Here is a 16,089-nt window from a genome sequence, read left to right as displayed (position 1 = left end):
ATGTTACCTCCGTAATAAGTTTTGATCTGTATTTTTATTTTATCACATATTCACGCATGATTTAAAGTGAGAAATGTCACTTTTTCAGTGACAAATGTCACTGTTTATCCCTCTGGCTCAAATATCATGTCGTATTCGTCTATTGCACCGTCTGCGCCTGCGAATACAGGAACATTTCCGATGTATCTGTAGCCCTGCTCAGCCATTTTGTCGATCACCTCGCGCGGTCTGAGCTCTCCCTCGCGGCTCTTTATATAGAAGCTGCCGCTGAGCTTCTTTCTTGCCTTGACATAAACGTACTTCATATCTTTAAAAGCTTTTCAGCGCCGTCGTTTATCTCCCTGACGATGTCTGCGCAGGTCTTTATGTCGTTTATCATGCCCGAGACAGCTCCGCAGAGGAACGAACCGCTGTCCACATCGCCGTCAACTACAGCTCTGCGGAGAGCGCCCACTGTGAGCTGCTCAAACTCCTCGGGAGAGAGAGTTCCCTCTTTCTCACCTGCTGCAAGCTTCTTTGCGAACTTGGTCTTGATATTTCTGCATGGGTGACCTGTATATCTTCCTGTTACAATATTGTCTGTATCCTTAGCCTTTATTACAAGGTCCTTGAATGTGGGGTGTATCTGGCACTCCTCGGAAGCGAGGAAGCGTGTACCTATCTGAACGCCCTCTGCGCCCAGCATGAATGCTGCTGCCATTCCTCTGCCGTCAGCGATGCCGCCTGCGGCGATAACAGGTATCTCAACAGCATCAACCACCTGCGGAACGAGACACATTGTTGTGTTTTCGCCAATATGTCCGCCGGACTCTGTACCCTCAGCTATAACAGCGTCGGCACCTGACTTTTCCATTCTCTTTGCAAGAGCAACTGACGGAACAACAGGCATAACCTTTATGCCTGCCTCTTTCCATGCAGCCATGTACTTACCGGGATTTCCTGCGCCTGTGGTGATGACCTTTACGCCCTCGTCGATACAGAGCTGTGCGAGGTCGTCGGCATTGGGGCTCATAAGCATTATATTTACGCCGAAGGGCTTGTCTGTCTTTTCCTTGCAGAGGCGTATCTGCTCACGAAGATAATCTATGGGAGCGCTGCCGCCTGCGATAAGTCCGATACCGCCTGCATTTGATACTGCTGAAGCAAGTGTGTGCTCGGCTACCCATGCCATACCGCCCTGTATTATTGGGTATTCGCAGCCGAGAAGCTCAGTTATGCGTGTTTTCATAGTAGTAGTTCTCCTTTTTCTCATATCCTTGTAGGGGACGGCGTCCCGACGTCCCGCGATCCGTTCAAAACTCACGGGCTGTCGGGGACGCCAGCCCCTACATCTTAGTTCTTAGCTCTTAGTTCTTAGCTCTTAATACTCAAAAATTATTCCGCCGTAGGTGAGACCTGCTCCGAAGCCGATGAGGGCTATCTTCTGTCCTCGCCTGATGATCCCCTTTTCTATGCTCTCGCACAGTGCAAGAGGTATGGAAGCGCTTGAAGTATTGCCGTAGTGCTCAAGAGTAACGATGAACTTTTCCATAGGTACCCCCAGCTTTTTTGCAGCAGTCTCTATTATACGTATATTAGCCTGATGCGGTACGAACCAGTCGATATCGTCCTTAGTAACGCCTATCTTTTCGGCTGCAAGCTCAAACGACTTTGGCAGAGCCTGTGTCGCGAACTTGTATACCTCCTTGCCGTTCTGCTGAAGCTCATGGAGCGGCACATCAGGGAATGGATCCTCGAAATCGCTGTCGACTGCTACCTCGGGAGCCACGTTCAGCGACCTTGCGCAGAGCAGTGAAGCTCCGCTGCCGTCTGAGCATAGTGCAGAGGAATAGAGCTTGTCGCTCCTTTCAAGTACAGCTGCGGCAGCACCGTCGCCGAAAAGTATACAAGTAGTCCTGTCTTTGAAGTCAAGAAAACGCGAAAGTGCTTCATTTGCGACTACAAGAACGTATTTCAGTGAATCATCGGTATCAAGAAAACGTCTTGCAACGTCCGCTGCATAAACGAAGCCCGAACAGGCTGCGTTCATATCAAATGCCGCCGCATTGACAGCGCCTACCTCATGCTGTATAACGCTTGCCATGCTCGGAGTGAGAAAATCCGATGTAGCGGTACATGAGATGACCAGCCCGATATCCTCAGGCTTTATCCCTGCTGCCTCAATAGCTCTGAGCGAAGCCTGCTTGCCCATGTACCATGTGGGCTCCCAGCCTGCCATATGGCGTGAGGATATACCTGTTCTTGTGCGTATCCACTCGTCATCGGTCTCAACAAAACGGGTAAAATCGTCGTTTGTCAATACCTGGTCAGGCACATAGCTTCCCATTCCCAAAATGCTTATACCCATTAAAAAGCTCCTTAGAATCAACAAAATTATAAAACATGGTTGTAAAAACCAAAAATTTATGTTATAGTAGTAGTGTTGGTATCCCGTTTGCAGGGGAATATTTATGAGCAGACAGAATACCACATATAATATATTGTAAATCATTTTGAGGGTTTTTGCAACGATATTTCAGCACTTTGACAAACTTAAAACAAAATATCGGCATTTCTCACAAATTTACAATAATACATAAGTGAATTTTCACTACACATTTGTGAAGAACACACAGAAAGGAAGTTTAAAATTATGACAATTTCACTATTTTCGGGACAGGGCTCACAGTACGAGGGAATGGGCAAAGACATCGCTGAGGCAATGCCTGAGCTTCTCTCTGTATACGAGACAGGCTCGGAGATACTGGGTACTGACCTCAGGGAGATATGCTTCAATGCTCCCCTTGACGAATTATCAAGGACAATAAACTCTCAGCCTGCTATCATGGCTACTTCTATCGTATGCCTCAAGGCTGCACAGGCAAAGGGCTTTACATTCGACGGCGTTGCAGGTCACTCACTCGGCGAATACGCTGCAATGTATGCTTCGGGCATGATAAGCTTAGAGGACGCTTTCCGCCTCATCAAGGCAAGAGCTGCCGCTATGGAGGAGGCTACCGCTTCCGCAAAGGGCGCTATGGCAGCTATAATGAAGATAGCTCCCGAGGAGGTAGAGAGAGTTTGCAGCGAGGCTAAAGAATATGTCACCGCCGTAAACTACAACTCGCCTGTTCAGACAGTTATCGCAGGCACTCCCGAGGGAATCGCCGAGGTAAGCGATATTTTCGCAGGCATGAAGGCAAGAGTTATCCCACTCAATGTTGCAGGCGCTTTCCATTCAAAGCTCATGCAGCCTGCCGCTGACAAATTCTATGAGACAGCAAAGACTATCGAGTTCAAGGCTCCGGATGTGAAGTATTACTCAAACCTCACAGGCGGCGAGCTCACAGACTTTTCGGATATGGCTTCAATGCTTGCAAAGCATATCGTATCCCCTGTACGCTTCACCTCAGAGCTTGCAGCTATGCAGGAGGCAGGCGCTGATAAGTTCGTTGAATTCGGCCCCGGAAGAACTCTCACAGGTCTGGTAAAGAAGACTCTTAAAGACGTGACAGCAGTGAACGTAGAAGATACAGAAACACTTGAAGGAGCATTATCATGAATAAATTTGCGCTTATAGGACACCCACTGGGACACTCAATGTCCCCTCTTATCCACGAAAAGCTGTTTGCTCTCAGCGGACTTGCAGATACATCGTATGAGCTTATAGACATAGCTCCCGAGGATATGGCTGACAGCCGCAGCACTCTCGAAGCTCTCCGCGGTCTCAATGTAACTATCCCTCACAAGCAGGCTGTCATCGCCCTTTTGGACGAGCTGGGCGAGAGCGCTCTGCGCTATAATTCGGTAAACTGCATAAACAACGACAACGGCAGGCTCATAGGCTACAACACTGACTGCGACGGCTTCCTGCGCTCAGCAGAGCAGCTCCCTATCGGCGGCAATGTGGCTATTTTAGGCTGCGGCGGCGTCGGAAGAATGATAGCTATCGAGGTGGCTCGTCACGGCGGAAATATCACCCTTGCAGTCATTCCTCAGGACATTAAGAACGCTCAGATACTCATGGCTGAGATACTGGCAAAGTGCAGCGGCGCTTCTGTGAGAATAGCCGATATATCCACTCTTGACGGCAGCTATGACCTGCTCATTAACGCTACCCCCGTAGGTATGTACCCAAAGGTGGACGCCTGCGCAGTAAGCGATACAATAATCGAAAACAGCGGCAGCGTATTCGATGTTATCTATAATCCGAAGGAGACTCTCCTTATGAAGAAGGCACGTGCCCTCGGCAAGACTGCTGTAGGCGGCGCTTCTATGCTGGTATATCAGGCTGTAAAGGCTCATGAGATATGGTACGGCGGAAGCTTCAGGACCGAGGACATCGCAGGGATAATCACCGACGTTGAAAACGCTGTTGACAGCATGAACAAGTAATCATAATCCTTTAAGGAGTGTGTTTTTATGTTAAAGAGAATTTTGTGTATTACCTTTTCAACTGTTCTTTTATTGACATCTATTTCATGTTTCTCATCAAATAATAAAATGGAAAGAGGAAGTGACACAAAATCGTCAATCAGCGAATCAAGCACAACTTGCTTGAAAAACATAATTATTTATAACGGTGATCTAAATGATTCTAATAATTACAATATGACTAATTACATGCTCGAATTAAACATTCATTCTACAAACTCAACTTATAATTTCTCTGGACCAAAAAATAGTTGTGAATTCAGCAAGGAAAAAGGCGAAGAATTTTTTGATAAATTTCAAAAATATGATAAGAAAGAATATGAACCATATCACGCTAACGAAGACGGTGTAATGGTAAAACAATACGAGCCGTTTACTGTTCAAACCTTTAATGTTTTAAAATTGCCTAATGGCAAATACCAAATTGACCAAACTGAAAATGCAAGCGGTCACTTTTTCACTCTATCCGAAAGTGATTATAACAGCCTTGTTAATGACTTTAAAGAATTAGAGAAATTAGCAGAAAAAAGTGCAAATTAATGCTATACTTAAAGGAGAATAATATGACTGTATTTTTATGCGGCTTTATGGGCTGCGGAAAATCAACTATAGGCAAGCTTGCAGCTAAAAAACTGGGCTGCGGCTTCTGCGACACGGACGACCTCATCGTCCGCACTCTCGAAATGACTATCCCTGAGATATTCGAGAAAAAGGGCGAGCCCTTCTTCCGTCAGACCGAGGCTGAGATAGTCAAGTCCCTCTGCGGCAAGACCACTGTTGCTGCCTGCGGCGGCGGCGCTATGCTAAATCCCGATACTGCAAAGGCTGCTAAAGAAGCAGGCGCAGAGGTGATTTTCCTCGATGTGCCCTTTGAGACCTGCTATGAGCGTATCAAGGACGACACAAACCGTCCTATCGTGGTAAAGTCCACAAAGGAGGAACTTGAGGCGCTTTATAACTCACGCAGGGACGTATATCTTGCACACTCTACCATGAAGCTTGAATGTATCGGCAGCCCCGTTGAAAATGCGGAGAAAATTGCCGAACTACTCAGAAAGTGAGCGGCTATGCTTATCTATAATGCAGAGATACACACTATGGGACCGCTTGGTGTGGTCAAGGACGGCTGGATAGACATACAGAACGGCAAAATACGCAATATCGGCAGCGGATACCTTCCCTATGACGATAAAGACGCCTTAGATGCACAGGGCGGTATGCTTCTGCCCGGATTTATAGACGCCCACAACCACCTCGGCATTATCGAGGACGGTCTGGACTTTGAGGGCGACGACTGCAACGAGTCCACTGATCCGTTTACTCCGCAGATGAGAGCTATAGACGGTATCAATCCCTTTGACCGCTGCTTTGAGGAAGCCCGTATGCGCGGTATCACCGCGGCGGCTTCAAGCCCCGGAAGCGCCAATGCCTGCGGCGGAGAGATCGCCGCTATAAAAACATATGGCAGGCGTGTTGACGATATGCTCATAAAAAGCTGCGGCATAAAATTCGCTCTCGGCGAGAACCCCAAGAACGTATACAACGGACGCGAGGAAACTCCCGTAACACGTATGGCAATAACGGCTCTTATCCGCGAGGGACTTTACAAGGCTCGCCGCTATGCCCATGATATGGACAGCTATTACTCAGACAGCGAAAACTATGATCCTCCCGAGTATGATATAAAGTGCGAGGCACTCATGCCCCTGCTGGAACATAAGATAAAGGCTTTCTTCCACTGCCACCGCGCAGACGACATCTGTACAGCTATACGCATTGCAAAGGAATTCAGCCTTGACGCAGTGATCATCCACGGCACAGAAGGACACAAGATTGCAGATATTATCGCCGAGGAGAATATCCCCGTCATATGCGGTCCTGTTATATGTGATCGCTGCAAGCCCGAAATGCGCGGACTTGAACTGAAAAACGCCTCTGTACTCCATGAAAACGGCGTAAAAATAGCTATCTGCACAGACCATACCGTCATTCCAATACAGTACCTCCCTCTCTCCGCACAGGCTGCGGTAAAGGGCGGACTTGACTTTGACGAGGCTCTGAAAACTCTCACTATAAATCCTGCCGAGATACTCGGCATAGATGAGACCACAGGCTCTCTCAGCGTGGGAAAGGACGCAGATATACAGCTCTACAGAAAGAACGAGAATCCCCTCGATCTCATGTCCGAGCCAGTTCTCGTCATGGTAAGCGGCGAGATATGCCGCAGGGAGATATAAAATGAAAAGGCTTGTTTCTATTGCAGCAGCTGCCGCCATTCTCTTTGCCGCAGCTCCGAAAGCCCCCACTTATGCTGCCGAAAAGACTGACGCACCGACACTGAACTATACCGTAAAAAATGATCAGATATGCATAACAGGCTGTGAAGGCAGCGTTACCGAGCTTGTTATCCCCGAAAAGATCAATGGTATGCCTGTTGCCGCTATCGACAAAGATGCATTTTTTGAACAAAGCGAGCTAAGGACCTGTGTTATACCAGACAGCGTAAAGTCAATAGACGAATGGGCTTTTTCTGCCTGTCCGCAGCTTACCGCCGTAACTATCGGAAGCGGTGCTGCCTCTATCAGCGAGTATGCTTTTTCTGCCTGCCCGAATCTGAGATCATTCGCCGTCAGCAAGGATAATCCCGGCTATACTGCGGTAAATTCTTGCCTTTACAGCAAGAGCGGAGATACTCTCATCAAATATGCAGGCGAAAAAAATGCAGCCGTCCCTGACAAGACAAAAACTATCGGCACGGGAGCTTTTTTCAGCAGAAAGGATATTACCTCGGTATCTATCCCCGAAACCGTAACAGCCATCGAAAAGAACGCTTTTTCGGGCTGCCTTTCACTGAGGTCTGTGGATATTCCCGATTCAGTCAGCTCTCTCGGCAGCAGCTGCTTTATCAGCTGCACCTCACTTTCAAAAGTACGCCTGAGTGCTTCAATGAATGCGATCCCCGATAACTGCTTCTGCTCCTGTACCGCTCTCAACAACATCGTTATACCGTCAAATATCCGTTCTATCGGAGACTCTGCCTTTTTCAGCTGCGCTTCCCTCAGCGGAATATTTATCCCTAAAACTGTGACCTCAATAGATAAGGACGCCATAGGCATAAGATACGACTCCCGGCTGTCTTCCTCGGAAAATATCCCCGGATTCGTCATCAAGGGCGAAAGGGGCTCTGCTGCGGAAAAGTACGCTTCGGAAAGCGGTATCATCTTCGGCACAAAGCTGCTACAGAAGGGCGATGTCACAGGCGACGGCGTTATCGACGCTGTTGACGCCTCAACAGTACTTTCAGAGTATGCCCTCATCTCAACTGACAATCCCTCGTCTCTCAACGCAGAACAGGTCATTTCCGCTGATTACGACGGCAACGGAGCAGTAAACGCAGTAGACGCCTCGCTAATACTTTCAAAATACGCTGAAAGCGCCGTAAATCACTGAAAATACCGCTTTAACACAAAATTACTTTAACCTAACAAACTGCTTTTTCGCCAAAAAGCGACCTTTTTTGAAAACAAAATTCTATGCCTGTCATGCCGCTGAAACTATTGACATGAGCCGTAAAAAATAGTATCATTAAAGTTAATATCATAGTAAACGTCAGTTGTTTTTGACATTTACTATACGCCGATCTGCACGGAGCAAAACATCGTTTTGCAAATGTGCGAGGCATTTAAAAACAAATGCAAGGAGGAATTTTTATGCTGACCGACATGAACAGCAAATTTCAGAAGGAAGGTCTTACCTTCGACGATGTGCTGCTTATACCCGCTGAATCAAATGTTACGCCCAACATGATACAGATCGGTACTCAGCTCACAAAAACCGTTCGCCTCAACACCCCCATTATGACAGCCGCTATGGACACCGTTACCGATTCCCGTATGGCTATCGCCATTGCCCGTGAAGGCGGTATCGGTATAATCCACAAGAATATGTCCATTGAACAGCAGGCTGAAGAGGTGGATAAGGTAAAGAGAAGCGAGAACGGCGTTATCGTGAACCCATTCTCCCTCACCGAAGACCATATCGTCGCTGACGCGGACGAGCTTATGGGCAAGTACAAAATATCAGGCGTTCCGATAGTTGACGGAAACGGCAAGCTGGTCGGTATCATCACCAACAGAGATATGCGCTTCCTCACAGACTTCAACGCTAAAATATCAGAGGTAATGACTAAGGACAACCTTATCACTGCTCCTGTTGGAACTACTCTTGCTCAGGCTCAGGAGATCCTCCGTGCACACAAGATAGAAAAGCTCCCTCTCGTTGACGAGGCAGGTATCCTCAAGGGACTTATCACTATAAAGGATATTGAGAAGTCAGTTCAGTATCCTAACTCTGCCCGTGACAGCAAGGGCAGACTCCTCTGCGGCGCCGCTATCGGCGTTACAGCAAACGTTCTCGAAAGAGCAAAGGCTCTTATCGACGCACAGGCTGATGTACTGGTGCTCGACTCTGCACACGGTCACAGTGCAAACATCATCAAGTGCCTGAAAATGGTCAAAGAGGCTTATCCTGACATTCCTGTTATCGCAGGAAATATCGCTACAGCAGAGGCTGCTGAGGACCTTATCGCAGCAGGTGCTGACTGCCTCAAGGTAGGTATCGGCCCCGGCTCTATCTGTACTACCCGTGTAGTTGCAGGTATCGGTGTTCCTCAGATAACTGCCGTTTATGACGTTGCCTGTGTAGCTCAGAAGTACGGTATCCCCGTTATCGCAGACGGCGGTATCAAGTACTCAGGAGATATTGTCAAGGCTCTTGCAGCAGGTGCAAACGTAGTTATGCTCGGCTCGCTCCTTGCAGGCTGTGCAGAAGCTCCCGGCGAAACTGAGATATATCAGGGACGTCAGTTCAAGGTATACAGAGGCATGGGCAGCCTCGGCGCTATGGCTAACGGCTCTAAGGACAGATATTTCCAGGAGGGCGCTAAGAAGCTCGTCCCCGAGGGTGTTGAGGGCAGAGTTCCCTTCAAGGGACCTGTTGCAGACACTATCTTCCAGCTGGTCGGCGGTATCCGTTCGGGTATGGGATACTGCGGCTGTGTAGATATTCCTACACTTCATGAAAAAGCTAAGTTCATCCGCATTACAGGCGCAGGACTTAAAGAGAGCCACCCTCACGATATTTATATCACTAAGGAAGCTCCTAACTATTCAACACAGATATAAGCAGCGTGACGCTGCAAAAAAGGCGGACTTTATGTCCGCCTTTTTGATTCACAATAAGAAAGGACGGCTCAGGGAGTTCCCCTGCCGTCCTTTTGCTTTAGAATATGATATACGGCTTGCCGTCTATGGTATAGACTGCTACCTCTAACTCATTCATGCCCTTTTCCTTGAGTCTTGCCGCAATTGAAAGCTGTCCGCCGTCGCCCTTGTCGTAAAGGCAGTTCACCTTGAACACCTTTTTGGCTGTCGGTTTCAGGTCGGGAGCAGCATTTGCAAGCAATGAATCATAGTAATGCAGTGTTTCGTCATTTGCTGCATCGCCATCAATTGTCACAGCCTTGAATTTGAAATCGCTTCCTATAACAGAGTCCTTGATATAGTCATACTGAACACTCAGATAATCCTCTGCTGTTGAACTGCCAAGCTTAGCCTTCAGCACATCGGGCTGAACGCTCTTTTCAAGGTACTGGACGCTCTTTTCCGACATAGCATAATAAAATTCAGCTACCTTTGCAGCTTCTTCATCATTGGCAAGATTAGAGCGGAAGGTTATGAATATCGGCACATCATAGCTTTCAGGCTTCAGCTCCTTCTCGGCATAATCCGAATAGTCGCCGTCGGGAGTATTTATACCTGCCATGTTATGACCGTGGTCATGGTCATCTTCCTTTTTCTCGCAGGCTGCCGCAGAGACTGCTACCAGCGCTGCTGCAAGAAGGACTGCTGCTTTTCTTATGAATCTGTTCATTTTATGCGTCACCTCAGCCAAATGTATAATACTTGCCGTCCTTGACAGCAAAAACTATCTCGTATTCCGCAACCAGCATCTGCTCTTTTCCATATGGATCCTCAGCCATTACATAGAAGCAGGCGTCGATAAGCTCGTCGCTCTCCTCCCTTACCTGACTCAGGTAGTCCTTTTCAAACACATCGTCAAGGGACGAGAAATAGTTCTCGATATTATCCTTGCCCTCCTCATATACAGGAGCTTCCTCCAGCTTAATACGGGTTATCCTGTAATCGCCCTTCATCTTATCTGCCAGAGTAGAGCACTGCTTTGAAAACGAGGTTTTGAGGTCATAATCATAATTTTTTTCAAGGAAGCTCTCCATTTCCGTGATATAGCTTGGAAATACACAGCGGCTGTATGTGGCATAATCAGCCGACGGGAACGAGGTGAAGTACTTTTCAAGTGTGAGCATGAGCTCCTCGGGAAATACAGTCTCGTCGTAATACAGCTTTATGCCGCTGCTGCTCATGCGGTAAGTGCCAAGCCCCGAATCCTCTGCGCCCTCCTCGGGTGTGATAACGTCCTTGCCCACGCTGCCCAGCACCAAAGGAGCATCTGTAAGCTCAAGTGCCTTTACGTGGTCGTTTATCTTGTTCTGATAGGCTTCGCTGTCGTATTTATCACCTGATATATCAGCTCCGCCCACAGGCGGCTCTGTTGTGGTCTCAACAGGAGTTTCCGCATAAAGCGGCATACTGTCATCTTTATTTTTTCCGCAGCCTGCAAGGCACTGAAGTCCTGCTGCGGCAAGAATAAGTGCAATGACTCTTTTCTTATCCATGATATTTACCTCTCGTTTTGTCTGTAAACGTCTTATTACCCTGTTTCTCCTGCAAATTCCCCTGAAAAACGCATTTTCGGGAGCAATGACATAGATTTTTACTATCATAGCTCCCAAATCTGCAAACTGTATGGTTTATATGTGTTTGTTTGATGAAAATTACTTTTTGCTTCTGTCCTTAGCTCTCTGAGTATTGCTGAGAGTCCTCTTTCTGATCCTGAGAGACTCCGGAGTAACCTCAAGAAGCTCATCGTCAGCAAGGAATTCGAGGCAGTCCTCAAGGCTGAGTATTCTTGGCGGTACAAGGCGGAGAGCGTCATCACTTCCGCTTGCACGGGTATTTGTAAGGTGCTTCTTCTTGCAGACATTTACAACGAGGTCCTCTGTCTTAGGTGAAGCGCCTACTATCATGCCCTCATATACGGGAGTACCCGATGTGATAAAGAGCTGACCGCGCTCCTGAGCGTTGTAAAGACCGTATGTTACAGCCTCGCCTGTCTCAAATGAAACGAGAGAGCCTGTGTTTCTGCGCTCAATATCGCCCTTGTACGGCTGATAGCCGTCGAATACGTGGCTCATGATGCCCTCACCCTTTGTATCTGTGAGGAATTCGCTCTTATAGCCAAAAAGTCCTCTTGCAGGGATAAGGAACTCGATACGCATACGTGTACCCTGTGGGTGCATATCCACCATATCGCCCTTACGTGCGCCTATCTTCTCCATTACAGAGCCTACGCAGTCCTCGGGAACGTCGACAACAAGGCGCTCGATAGGCTCCAGTTTTCTGCCGTTCTCGTCAGTCTTAAAGAGTACTCTCGGTGTGGAAACTCCCAGCTCATAGCCCTCGCGGCGCATATTCTCGATAAGGATAGACAGGTGCATTTCGCCTCTGCCTGCTACGCGGAATGCGTCTGTAGAGTCTGTTTCCTCAACGCGGAGAGAAACGTCCTTGAGAAGCTCTTTGAAGAGTCTCTCGCGGAGCTGACGTGATGTAACGAACTTACCCTCACGGCCTGCAAATGGGCTGTCATTTACAGAGAAAGTCATCTCAACTGTAGGCTCGCTTATCTTTACGAACGGGAGCGGATCGGGAGCATCAGTTGCGCAGATAGTATCGCCGATAGTGATGTTCTCGATACCTGAAATCCACACGATATCGCCCATCTGAGCCTCCTGAACGGGAACACGGTTAAGTCCCTGTATCTGGAGAAGTGAAACTATCTTGGCGTTGTAATTCTTCTTTGAGCCTGTGTAATCACAGACAGTTACCTGCTGGTTTACAGCTATCTTGCCTCTTACTATTCTGCCGATACCTATACGTCCTACATACTCGTTGTAGTCGATAGAGGAGATGAGCATCTGGAGGGGATCGTTCTCCTCACCCTTAGGAGGCTCTATGTAGTTGATGATAGTATCGAAAAGGGGCTTCAGGTCTGTACCTGCCTCATACTGGCTGAGTGAAGCTGTACCGCTTCTTCCCGAGCAGAAAAGGAGAGGGCTTTCGAGCTGTTCCTCGTTTGCATCAAGGTCAAGGAGAAGCTCCAGCACCTCGTCGCCTATCTCGTCAAGACGAGCGTCTGGACGGTCAATCTTGTTTACGACTACGATTATCTTATGTCCCATTTCAAGGGCCTTTGAGAGCACGAAACGTGTCTGGGGCATAGGGCCCTCTGCTGCATCAACAAGCAGGAGTACGCCGTCGACCATTTCGAGAACACGCTCTACCTCGCCGCCGAAGTCAGCATGGCCGGGGGTGTCGATGATGTTTATCTTTGTTCCGTTATACATAACAGAGGTATTCTTTGCAAGGATAGTGATACCTCTCTCCCTCTCGATGTCATTTGAGTCCATTACACGCTCAGCAACAGCCTGATTCTCACGAAAAACGCCGCCCTGCTTGAGCATCTCGTCAACGAGGGTGGTCTTGCCGTGGTCAACGTGAGCGATAATGGCAATGTTTCTTAAATCTTCTCTTATCATATTTTCTTTCCTCCAGATAGTCTTTGACTTTCTTGTGTTTATATATGTAAACGGCGTCTGCCGATTTTATTTTTTTCTGTACTTTGCTCCCAGCTTTGATGACAGAAGGGCTCTCAGCTCATCGGGAGTACCCTCAATGATGTCCTTAGTACCGAAAACGATATATCCTCCAAGGGTAATATTTATTATAAAAAAGCCGTTTTTTTCAATGGCGCTTTCAATATTTTCATATTTATATTCAACGTGCTTATTGCCAAAGTCTGTGGTCGAGTCAGAAGCTATGCACTCGTTTTCAAATCTTGTCTCGCCCTTCAGATTTGGATTTGATTTCTGAAACTTGTCATAGAGCTTTATGGGATTCATTTTCAAAAGCCGTATACCAAGGCCGATGAAGCAGCCAAGTAAAACAGTAAACATAAATATAACAAGCAGATTCGCCTTGTGTCTCAGCACAGCATCCGCTATCAGCCACGCAGCGAAAAGCAGAAAAAAGGCACCATATATCAAAACGAGCATTTTAAGCTTTTTATATGGCTTTGATTCTTTAATGAAGACCGAATAATTATTTATATCATAATTTACAGCAATTCTTATCATGACGTTCTCCTACATTATATATACATTTCTGCACATAGCTGCTGTATTTCAGTGCAAATCCTCTTTTTTTCCGGGCATAAAAAAGCCCTTGCAGGGGATTTGCAAGGTTTACGGCGTTTAAAACAAAAACAGCCCCGAAATTTTTTCGGGGCGCTTCTGGTGGGAGAGGATGGATTCGGACCATCGAAGCTGAAAAGCAACAGATTTACAGTCTGCCCCCTTTGGCCACTCGGGAACTCTCCCAGTAAGAGTTGTTGTATTTTGTCTCAGGACAAAATAATGGAGCTGGTGGACGGACTCGAACCCCCGACCTGCTGATTACAAATCAGCTGCTCTACCAACTGAGCTACACCAGCGTTTAACGCTTAATTATTATATCATAGTTTGCTGCGTTTGTCAAGTACTTTTTTGAATTTTTTTCAAAAAAGCTGGTCGAGGCGACAGGACTTGAACCTGCGGCATCTTGCTCCCAAAGCAAGCACTCTACCAAACTGAGTTACGCCTCGTTAATAAGGTCTGTGACAGACAGCTTTTATATTATATCAGAGCAGCGGTCTGTTGTCAAGTACAAATAGCGTATTTTGTAGAAAGGCACAATATCGCCTGATATTTTTGCAGCTTTTTGCTGAAATCAGACAAATAAGAAAGGGAGCCGCAGCTCCCTTATAAGATCATTAATCCTTGAGATCGTCTGCAATATCTTCAGCAGCGTCCTTGATATCCTCAACAACGTCCTCTGCCTTTTCCTTTATTTCATCAGCAGTGTCCTCATTGATCTCAAAGTCGATGCTTTCATCAGTATCGAAATTGTCGAAATCATCGTAATCGTCATCATCATAGTCTGAATCCGAACCCTTGTCCTTGAGAGCCTGTGCTGCGACATATCCAACGGCAGCTGCTGCACCAGCAGCTAAAATAGCTACTAAAAACTTATTCATTTTATTTTCCTCTTTTCTCCGCAAGAAATAGAACTTACCGAACCGCTTGCGATCGGATTACGATAATCTATAAATATTATACCATACTATTTCTGAAATTTCAACTCTTTACATATTATTTGTTAAAAACATCAAAATTGAAAGGGCTGTTATTGGTGCAGTTTCACAACGCAGTATACGCTTGCCCAGCCAGACCTGTTTTGCTCCTGCATTTACGGTCATTTCAGCTTCTTCCCTGTCGAAACCGCCCTCGCTCCCGATGAAGAGCCCGACAGTCTCAGTTCCCGAAAAATCGACGTTTCCGAAGGAACAGCCTCCCTCCTCCTCATAGAGAAGCACAGTGCAGTCAAGCTGCTTCATCATCTCAACTGCCTCTTTAAGGTTCACCATAGGCGCAACCTCGGGTATCATGCCTCTGCCCGACTGCTTTGCAGCCTCCTCGGCTATCTTGTTGAGGCGCGGCAGCTTTTTCTTCTCAAAATCCTTCTCGTCGGGACGGGATATGCAGCGTCTTGTCAGCACGGGAACTATCCTTGACACACCCAGCTCTACGCTTTTTTGTATGATGTATTCCAGCTTGTCAAGCTTCGGGACAGCCTGAAACAGCGTTACCTCGATATTCGGCTCAGCAGCGCAGCGGTGCTTCTCAACAAGGTCGAGATATACAGCGTCAGCGGTAATACTGCCGATAGTGCAGCAGTAGTCCACGCCGTTGCAGCAGACCGTTACATCTTCTCCCACTCTCATGCGGAGAGAGCGTCCGATGTGATTTGCATCGCTGCCCGTCAGGACGATATTATTCTCGTCTATTTCATTGGTAAAGAATCTTGGCATAGCCCTCAGCCTTTCCTTTATTCTGATTTATATTCGGATTTGATGCCCAGATATTCCTCAAGGCACTGTCCGTTCTTATGGAGCTTTGTTGCCAGCTTTGAGCCTACATATCTGATATGCCACGGCTCGTACTTATAGCCTGTGTACTCCTCCTTGCCCTGCGGATAGCGGATTATGAAGCCGTATTCGTGGGCGTGTTCTGCAAGCCATTCAGCCTCGCGGGTATATCCGAACGCATCGTCAATGGTATTGCAGTCGATGACAAGTCCTGTCTGATGCTCTGAGTACCCCGGACGTGCAGAATAGGTATCAGCTGCCTCCTTACCGTCCTCTTTTACATAGTTATCGTAGATTATCTCCTGATCGTGATAGGAGCGGTAGCCCGAGCCCAGCCAAATACTAAGCCCTTCCTTGGCTGCTGCACCGGAAAGGGCTTGAAACTGGGAATAACAGATAGTTTCGAGTCCTGGCGCGAAAGTTGCCGGCAAGCTGTAGGACTTGTTTGCTATCAATACCCCTTCAATATAAGTAAGCCCCTCTGTATCGTACACAGGGGGCTCTGGAGCCTCAGCC

17 protein-coding genes and 3 tRNA genes are annotated in these 16,089 nt (G+C 47.4%); 7 read left to right on the top strand and 13 right to left on the bottom strand.

Features of this window, described 5'->3' with window-relative positions; translation table 11 throughout:
* Nucleotides 1-104: 104 nt before the first annotated feature.
* The 3 genes from K5677_RS07300 to K5677_RS07290 all read right to left on the bottom strand — a co-directional run bounded on the left by K5677_RS07300 (nucleotide 105) and on the right by K5677_RS07290 (nucleotide 2,347).
* On the bottom strand, nucleotides 105-305 hold the full coding sequence (locus K5677_RS07300; RefSeq protein ID WP_296726324.1) for a DUF4177 domain-containing protein: 201 nt from the start codon (nucleotides 303-305) through the stop codon (nucleotides 105-107).
* The gene (fabK, locus tag K5677_RS07295; protein ID WP_296726322.1) at nucleotides 302-1,228 is read right to left on the bottom strand and encodes an enoyl-[acyl-carrier-protein] reductase FabK; all 927 of its coding nucleotides are present in this window, start codon (nucleotides 1,226-1,228) and stop codon (nucleotides 302-304) included. Before fabK ends, K5677_RS07300 begins: the two co-directional genes overlap by 4 nt.
* A gap of 132 nt (nucleotides 1,229-1,360) precedes the next feature.
* On the bottom strand, nucleotides 1,361-2,347 hold the full coding sequence (locus tag K5677_RS07290; protein WP_296726319.1) for a beta-ketoacyl-ACP synthase III: 987 nt from the start codon (nucleotides 2,345-2,347) through the stop codon (nucleotides 1,361-1,363).
* A 285-nt stretch (nucleotides 2,348-2,632) separates the two neighbouring features.
* On the opposite strand from K5677_RS07290, the gene fabD reads away from it, so the two are divergent.
* The 7 genes from fabD to guaB all read left to right on the top strand — a co-directional run bounded on the left by fabD (nucleotide 2,633) and on the right by guaB (nucleotide 9,596).
* Nucleotides 2,633-3,541 (top strand): ACP S-malonyltransferase, encoded by a 909-nt coding sequence (fabD, locus tag K5677_RS07285; RefSeq protein ID WP_296726317.1) that lies wholly within the window; start codon nucleotides 2,633-2,635, stop codon nucleotides 3,539-3,541.
* A complete protein-coding gene (locus K5677_RS07280; protein ID WP_296726315.1) occupies nucleotides 3,538-4,374 on the top strand; it encodes a shikimate dehydrogenase in 837 nt (278 codons plus the stop codon). The genes fabD and K5677_RS07280 overlap by 4 nt, the downstream gene beginning before the upstream one ends.
* Before the next feature lie 27 nt (nucleotides 4,375-4,401).
* Nucleotides 4,402-4,953 (top strand): hypothetical protein, encoded by a 552-nt coding sequence (locus K5677_RS07275; RefSeq protein ID WP_296726313.1) that lies wholly within the window; start codon nucleotides 4,402-4,404, stop codon nucleotides 4,951-4,953.
* A gap of 23 nt (nucleotides 4,954-4,976) precedes the next feature.
* Complete coding sequence (locus K5677_RS07270; RefSeq protein WP_296726311.1) at nucleotides 4,977-5,474, top strand: shikimate kinase; 498 nt, start codon at nucleotides 4,977-4,979, stop codon at nucleotides 5,472-5,474.
* A 6-nt stretch (nucleotides 5,475-5,480) separates the two neighbouring features.
* Complete coding sequence (locus K5677_RS07265; protein WP_296726310.1) at nucleotides 5,481-6,650, top strand: amidohydrolase; 1,170 nt, start codon at nucleotides 5,481-5,483, stop codon at nucleotides 6,648-6,650.
* A gap of 1 nt (nucleotide 6,651) precedes the next feature.
* Nucleotides 6,652-7,863, top strand: a complete 1,212-nt coding sequence (locus K5677_RS07260; RefSeq protein ID WP_296726308.1) for a leucine-rich repeat protein — start codon at nucleotides 6,652-6,654, stop codon at nucleotides 7,861-7,863.
* Nucleotides 7,864-8,123: 260 nt separating this feature from the next.
* Nucleotides 8,124-9,596, top strand: a complete 1,473-nt coding sequence (guaB, locus tag K5677_RS07255) for an IMP dehydrogenase (protein ID WP_296726303.1) — start codon at nucleotides 8,124-8,126, stop codon at nucleotides 9,594-9,596.
* Between the two features lie 97 nt (nucleotides 9,597-9,693).
* On the opposite strand, the gene K5677_RS07250 is transcribed toward guaB, so the two are convergent.
* From K5677_RS07250 to K5677_RS07205, 10 genes are all read right to left on the bottom strand, one after another.
* Nucleotides 9,694-10,344: a hypothetical protein gene (locus K5677_RS07250; protein ID WP_296726301.1), complete on the bottom strand. Its 651-nt coding sequence runs from the start codon at nucleotides 10,342-10,344 to the stop codon at nucleotides 9,694-9,696.
* Between the two features lie 13 nt (nucleotides 10,345-10,357).
* Nucleotides 10,358-11,167, bottom strand: a complete 810-nt coding sequence (locus tag K5677_RS07245) for a hypothetical protein (RefSeq protein WP_296726299.1) — start codon at nucleotides 11,165-11,167, stop codon at nucleotides 10,358-10,360.
* Nucleotides 11,168-11,326: 159 nt separating this feature from the next.
* The gene (gene typA, locus K5677_RS07240; RefSeq protein ID WP_296726296.1) at nucleotides 11,327-13,147 is read right to left on the bottom strand and encodes a translational GTPase TypA; all 1,821 of its coding nucleotides are present in this window, start codon (nucleotides 13,145-13,147) and stop codon (nucleotides 11,327-11,329) included.
* A 66-nt stretch (nucleotides 13,148-13,213) separates the two neighbouring features.
* Nucleotides 13,214-13,744, bottom strand: a complete 531-nt coding sequence (locus K5677_RS07235) for a hypothetical protein (protein WP_296726294.1) — start codon at nucleotides 13,742-13,744, stop codon at nucleotides 13,214-13,216.
* 157 nt (nucleotides 13,745-13,901) lie between these two features.
* Nucleotides 13,902-13,987, bottom strand: a tRNA-Tyr gene (locus K5677_RS07230).
* 37 nt (nucleotides 13,988-14,024) lie between these two features.
* Nucleotides 14,025-14,100 (bottom strand) — tRNA-Thr (locus tag K5677_RS07225).
* Between the two features lie 73 nt (nucleotides 14,101-14,173).
* A tRNA-Pro gene (locus K5677_RS07220) sits at nucleotides 14,174-14,250 on the bottom strand.
* A gap of 168 nt (nucleotides 14,251-14,418) precedes the next feature.
* The gene (locus tag K5677_RS07215; protein WP_296726292.1) at nucleotides 14,419-14,682 is read right to left on the bottom strand and encodes a YtxH domain-containing protein; all 264 of its coding nucleotides are present in this window, start codon (nucleotides 14,680-14,682) and stop codon (nucleotides 14,419-14,421) included.
* Nucleotides 14,683-14,790: 108 nt separating this feature from the next.
* On the bottom strand, nucleotides 14,791-15,516 hold the full coding sequence (locus tag K5677_RS07210; protein ID WP_296726289.1) for an RsmE family RNA methyltransferase: 726 nt from the start codon (nucleotides 15,514-15,516) through the stop codon (nucleotides 14,791-14,793).
* Between the two features lie 17 nt (nucleotides 15,517-15,533).
* A partial coding sequence (locus K5677_RS07205) for a M15 family metallopeptidase (protein ID WP_296726287.1) occupies nucleotides 15,534-16,089 on the bottom strand: 556 nt, incomplete at its 5' end.

Source organism: Ruminococcus sp., assembly GCF_024684275.1.
Note: the sequence above shows the minus strand (reverse complement) of the source record. Positions and strands in the feature narration are given on the sequence as shown.

Coding starts and splice junctions, on each gene's coding strand:
- K5677_RS07300 (WP_296726324.1), bottom strand. CDS start 305: ATGAAGTACGTTTATGTCAAGGCAAGAAAGAAGCTCAGCGGCAGCTTC.
- fabK (WP_296726322.1), bottom strand. CDS start 1,228: ATGAAAACACGCATAACTGAGCTTCTCGGCTGCGAATACCCAATAATA.
- K5677_RS07290 (WP_296726319.1), bottom strand. CDS start 2,347: ATGGGTATAAGCATTTTGGGAATGGGAAGCTATGTGCCTGACCAGGTA.
- fabD (WP_296726317.1), top strand. CDS start 2,633: ATGACAATTTCACTATTTTCGGGACAGGGCTCACAGTACGAGGGAATG.
- K5677_RS07280 (WP_296726315.1), top strand. CDS start 3,538: ATGAATAAATTTGCGCTTATAGGACACCCACTGGGACACTCAATGTCC.
- K5677_RS07275 (WP_296726313.1), top strand. CDS start 4,402: ATGTTAAAGAGAATTTTGTGTATTACCTTTTCAACTGTTCTTTTATTG.
- K5677_RS07270 (WP_296726311.1), top strand. CDS start 4,977: ATGACTGTATTTTTATGCGGCTTTATGGGCTGCGGAAAATCAACTATA.
- K5677_RS07265 (WP_296726310.1), top strand. CDS start 5,481: ATGCTTATCTATAATGCAGAGATACACACTATGGGACCGCTTGGTGTG.
- K5677_RS07260 (WP_296726308.1), top strand. CDS start 6,652: ATGAAAAGGCTTGTTTCTATTGCAGCAGCTGCCGCCATTCTCTTTGCC.
- guaB (WP_296726303.1), top strand. CDS start 8,124: ATGCTGACCGACATGAACAGCAAATTTCAGAAGGAAGGTCTTACCTTC.
- K5677_RS07250 (WP_296726301.1), bottom strand. CDS start 10,344: ATGAACAGATTCATAAGAAAAGCAGCAGTCCTTCTTGCAGCAGCGCTG.
- K5677_RS07245 (WP_296726299.1), bottom strand. CDS start 11,167: ATGGATAAGAAAAGAGTCATTGCACTTATTCTTGCCGCAGCAGGACTT.
- typA (WP_296726296.1), bottom strand. CDS start 13,147: ATGATAAGAGAAGATTTAAGAAACATTGCCATTATCGCTCACGTTGAC.
- K5677_RS07235 (WP_296726294.1), bottom strand. CDS start 13,744: ATGATAAGAATTGCTGTAAATTATGATATAAATAATTATTCGGTCTTC.
- K5677_RS07215 (WP_296726292.1), bottom strand. CDS start 14,682: ATGAATAAGTTTTTAGTAGCTATTTTAGCTGCTGGTGCAGCAGCTGCC.
- K5677_RS07210 (WP_296726289.1), bottom strand. CDS start 15,516: ATGCCAAGATTCTTTACCAATGAAATAGACGAGAATAATATCGTCCTG.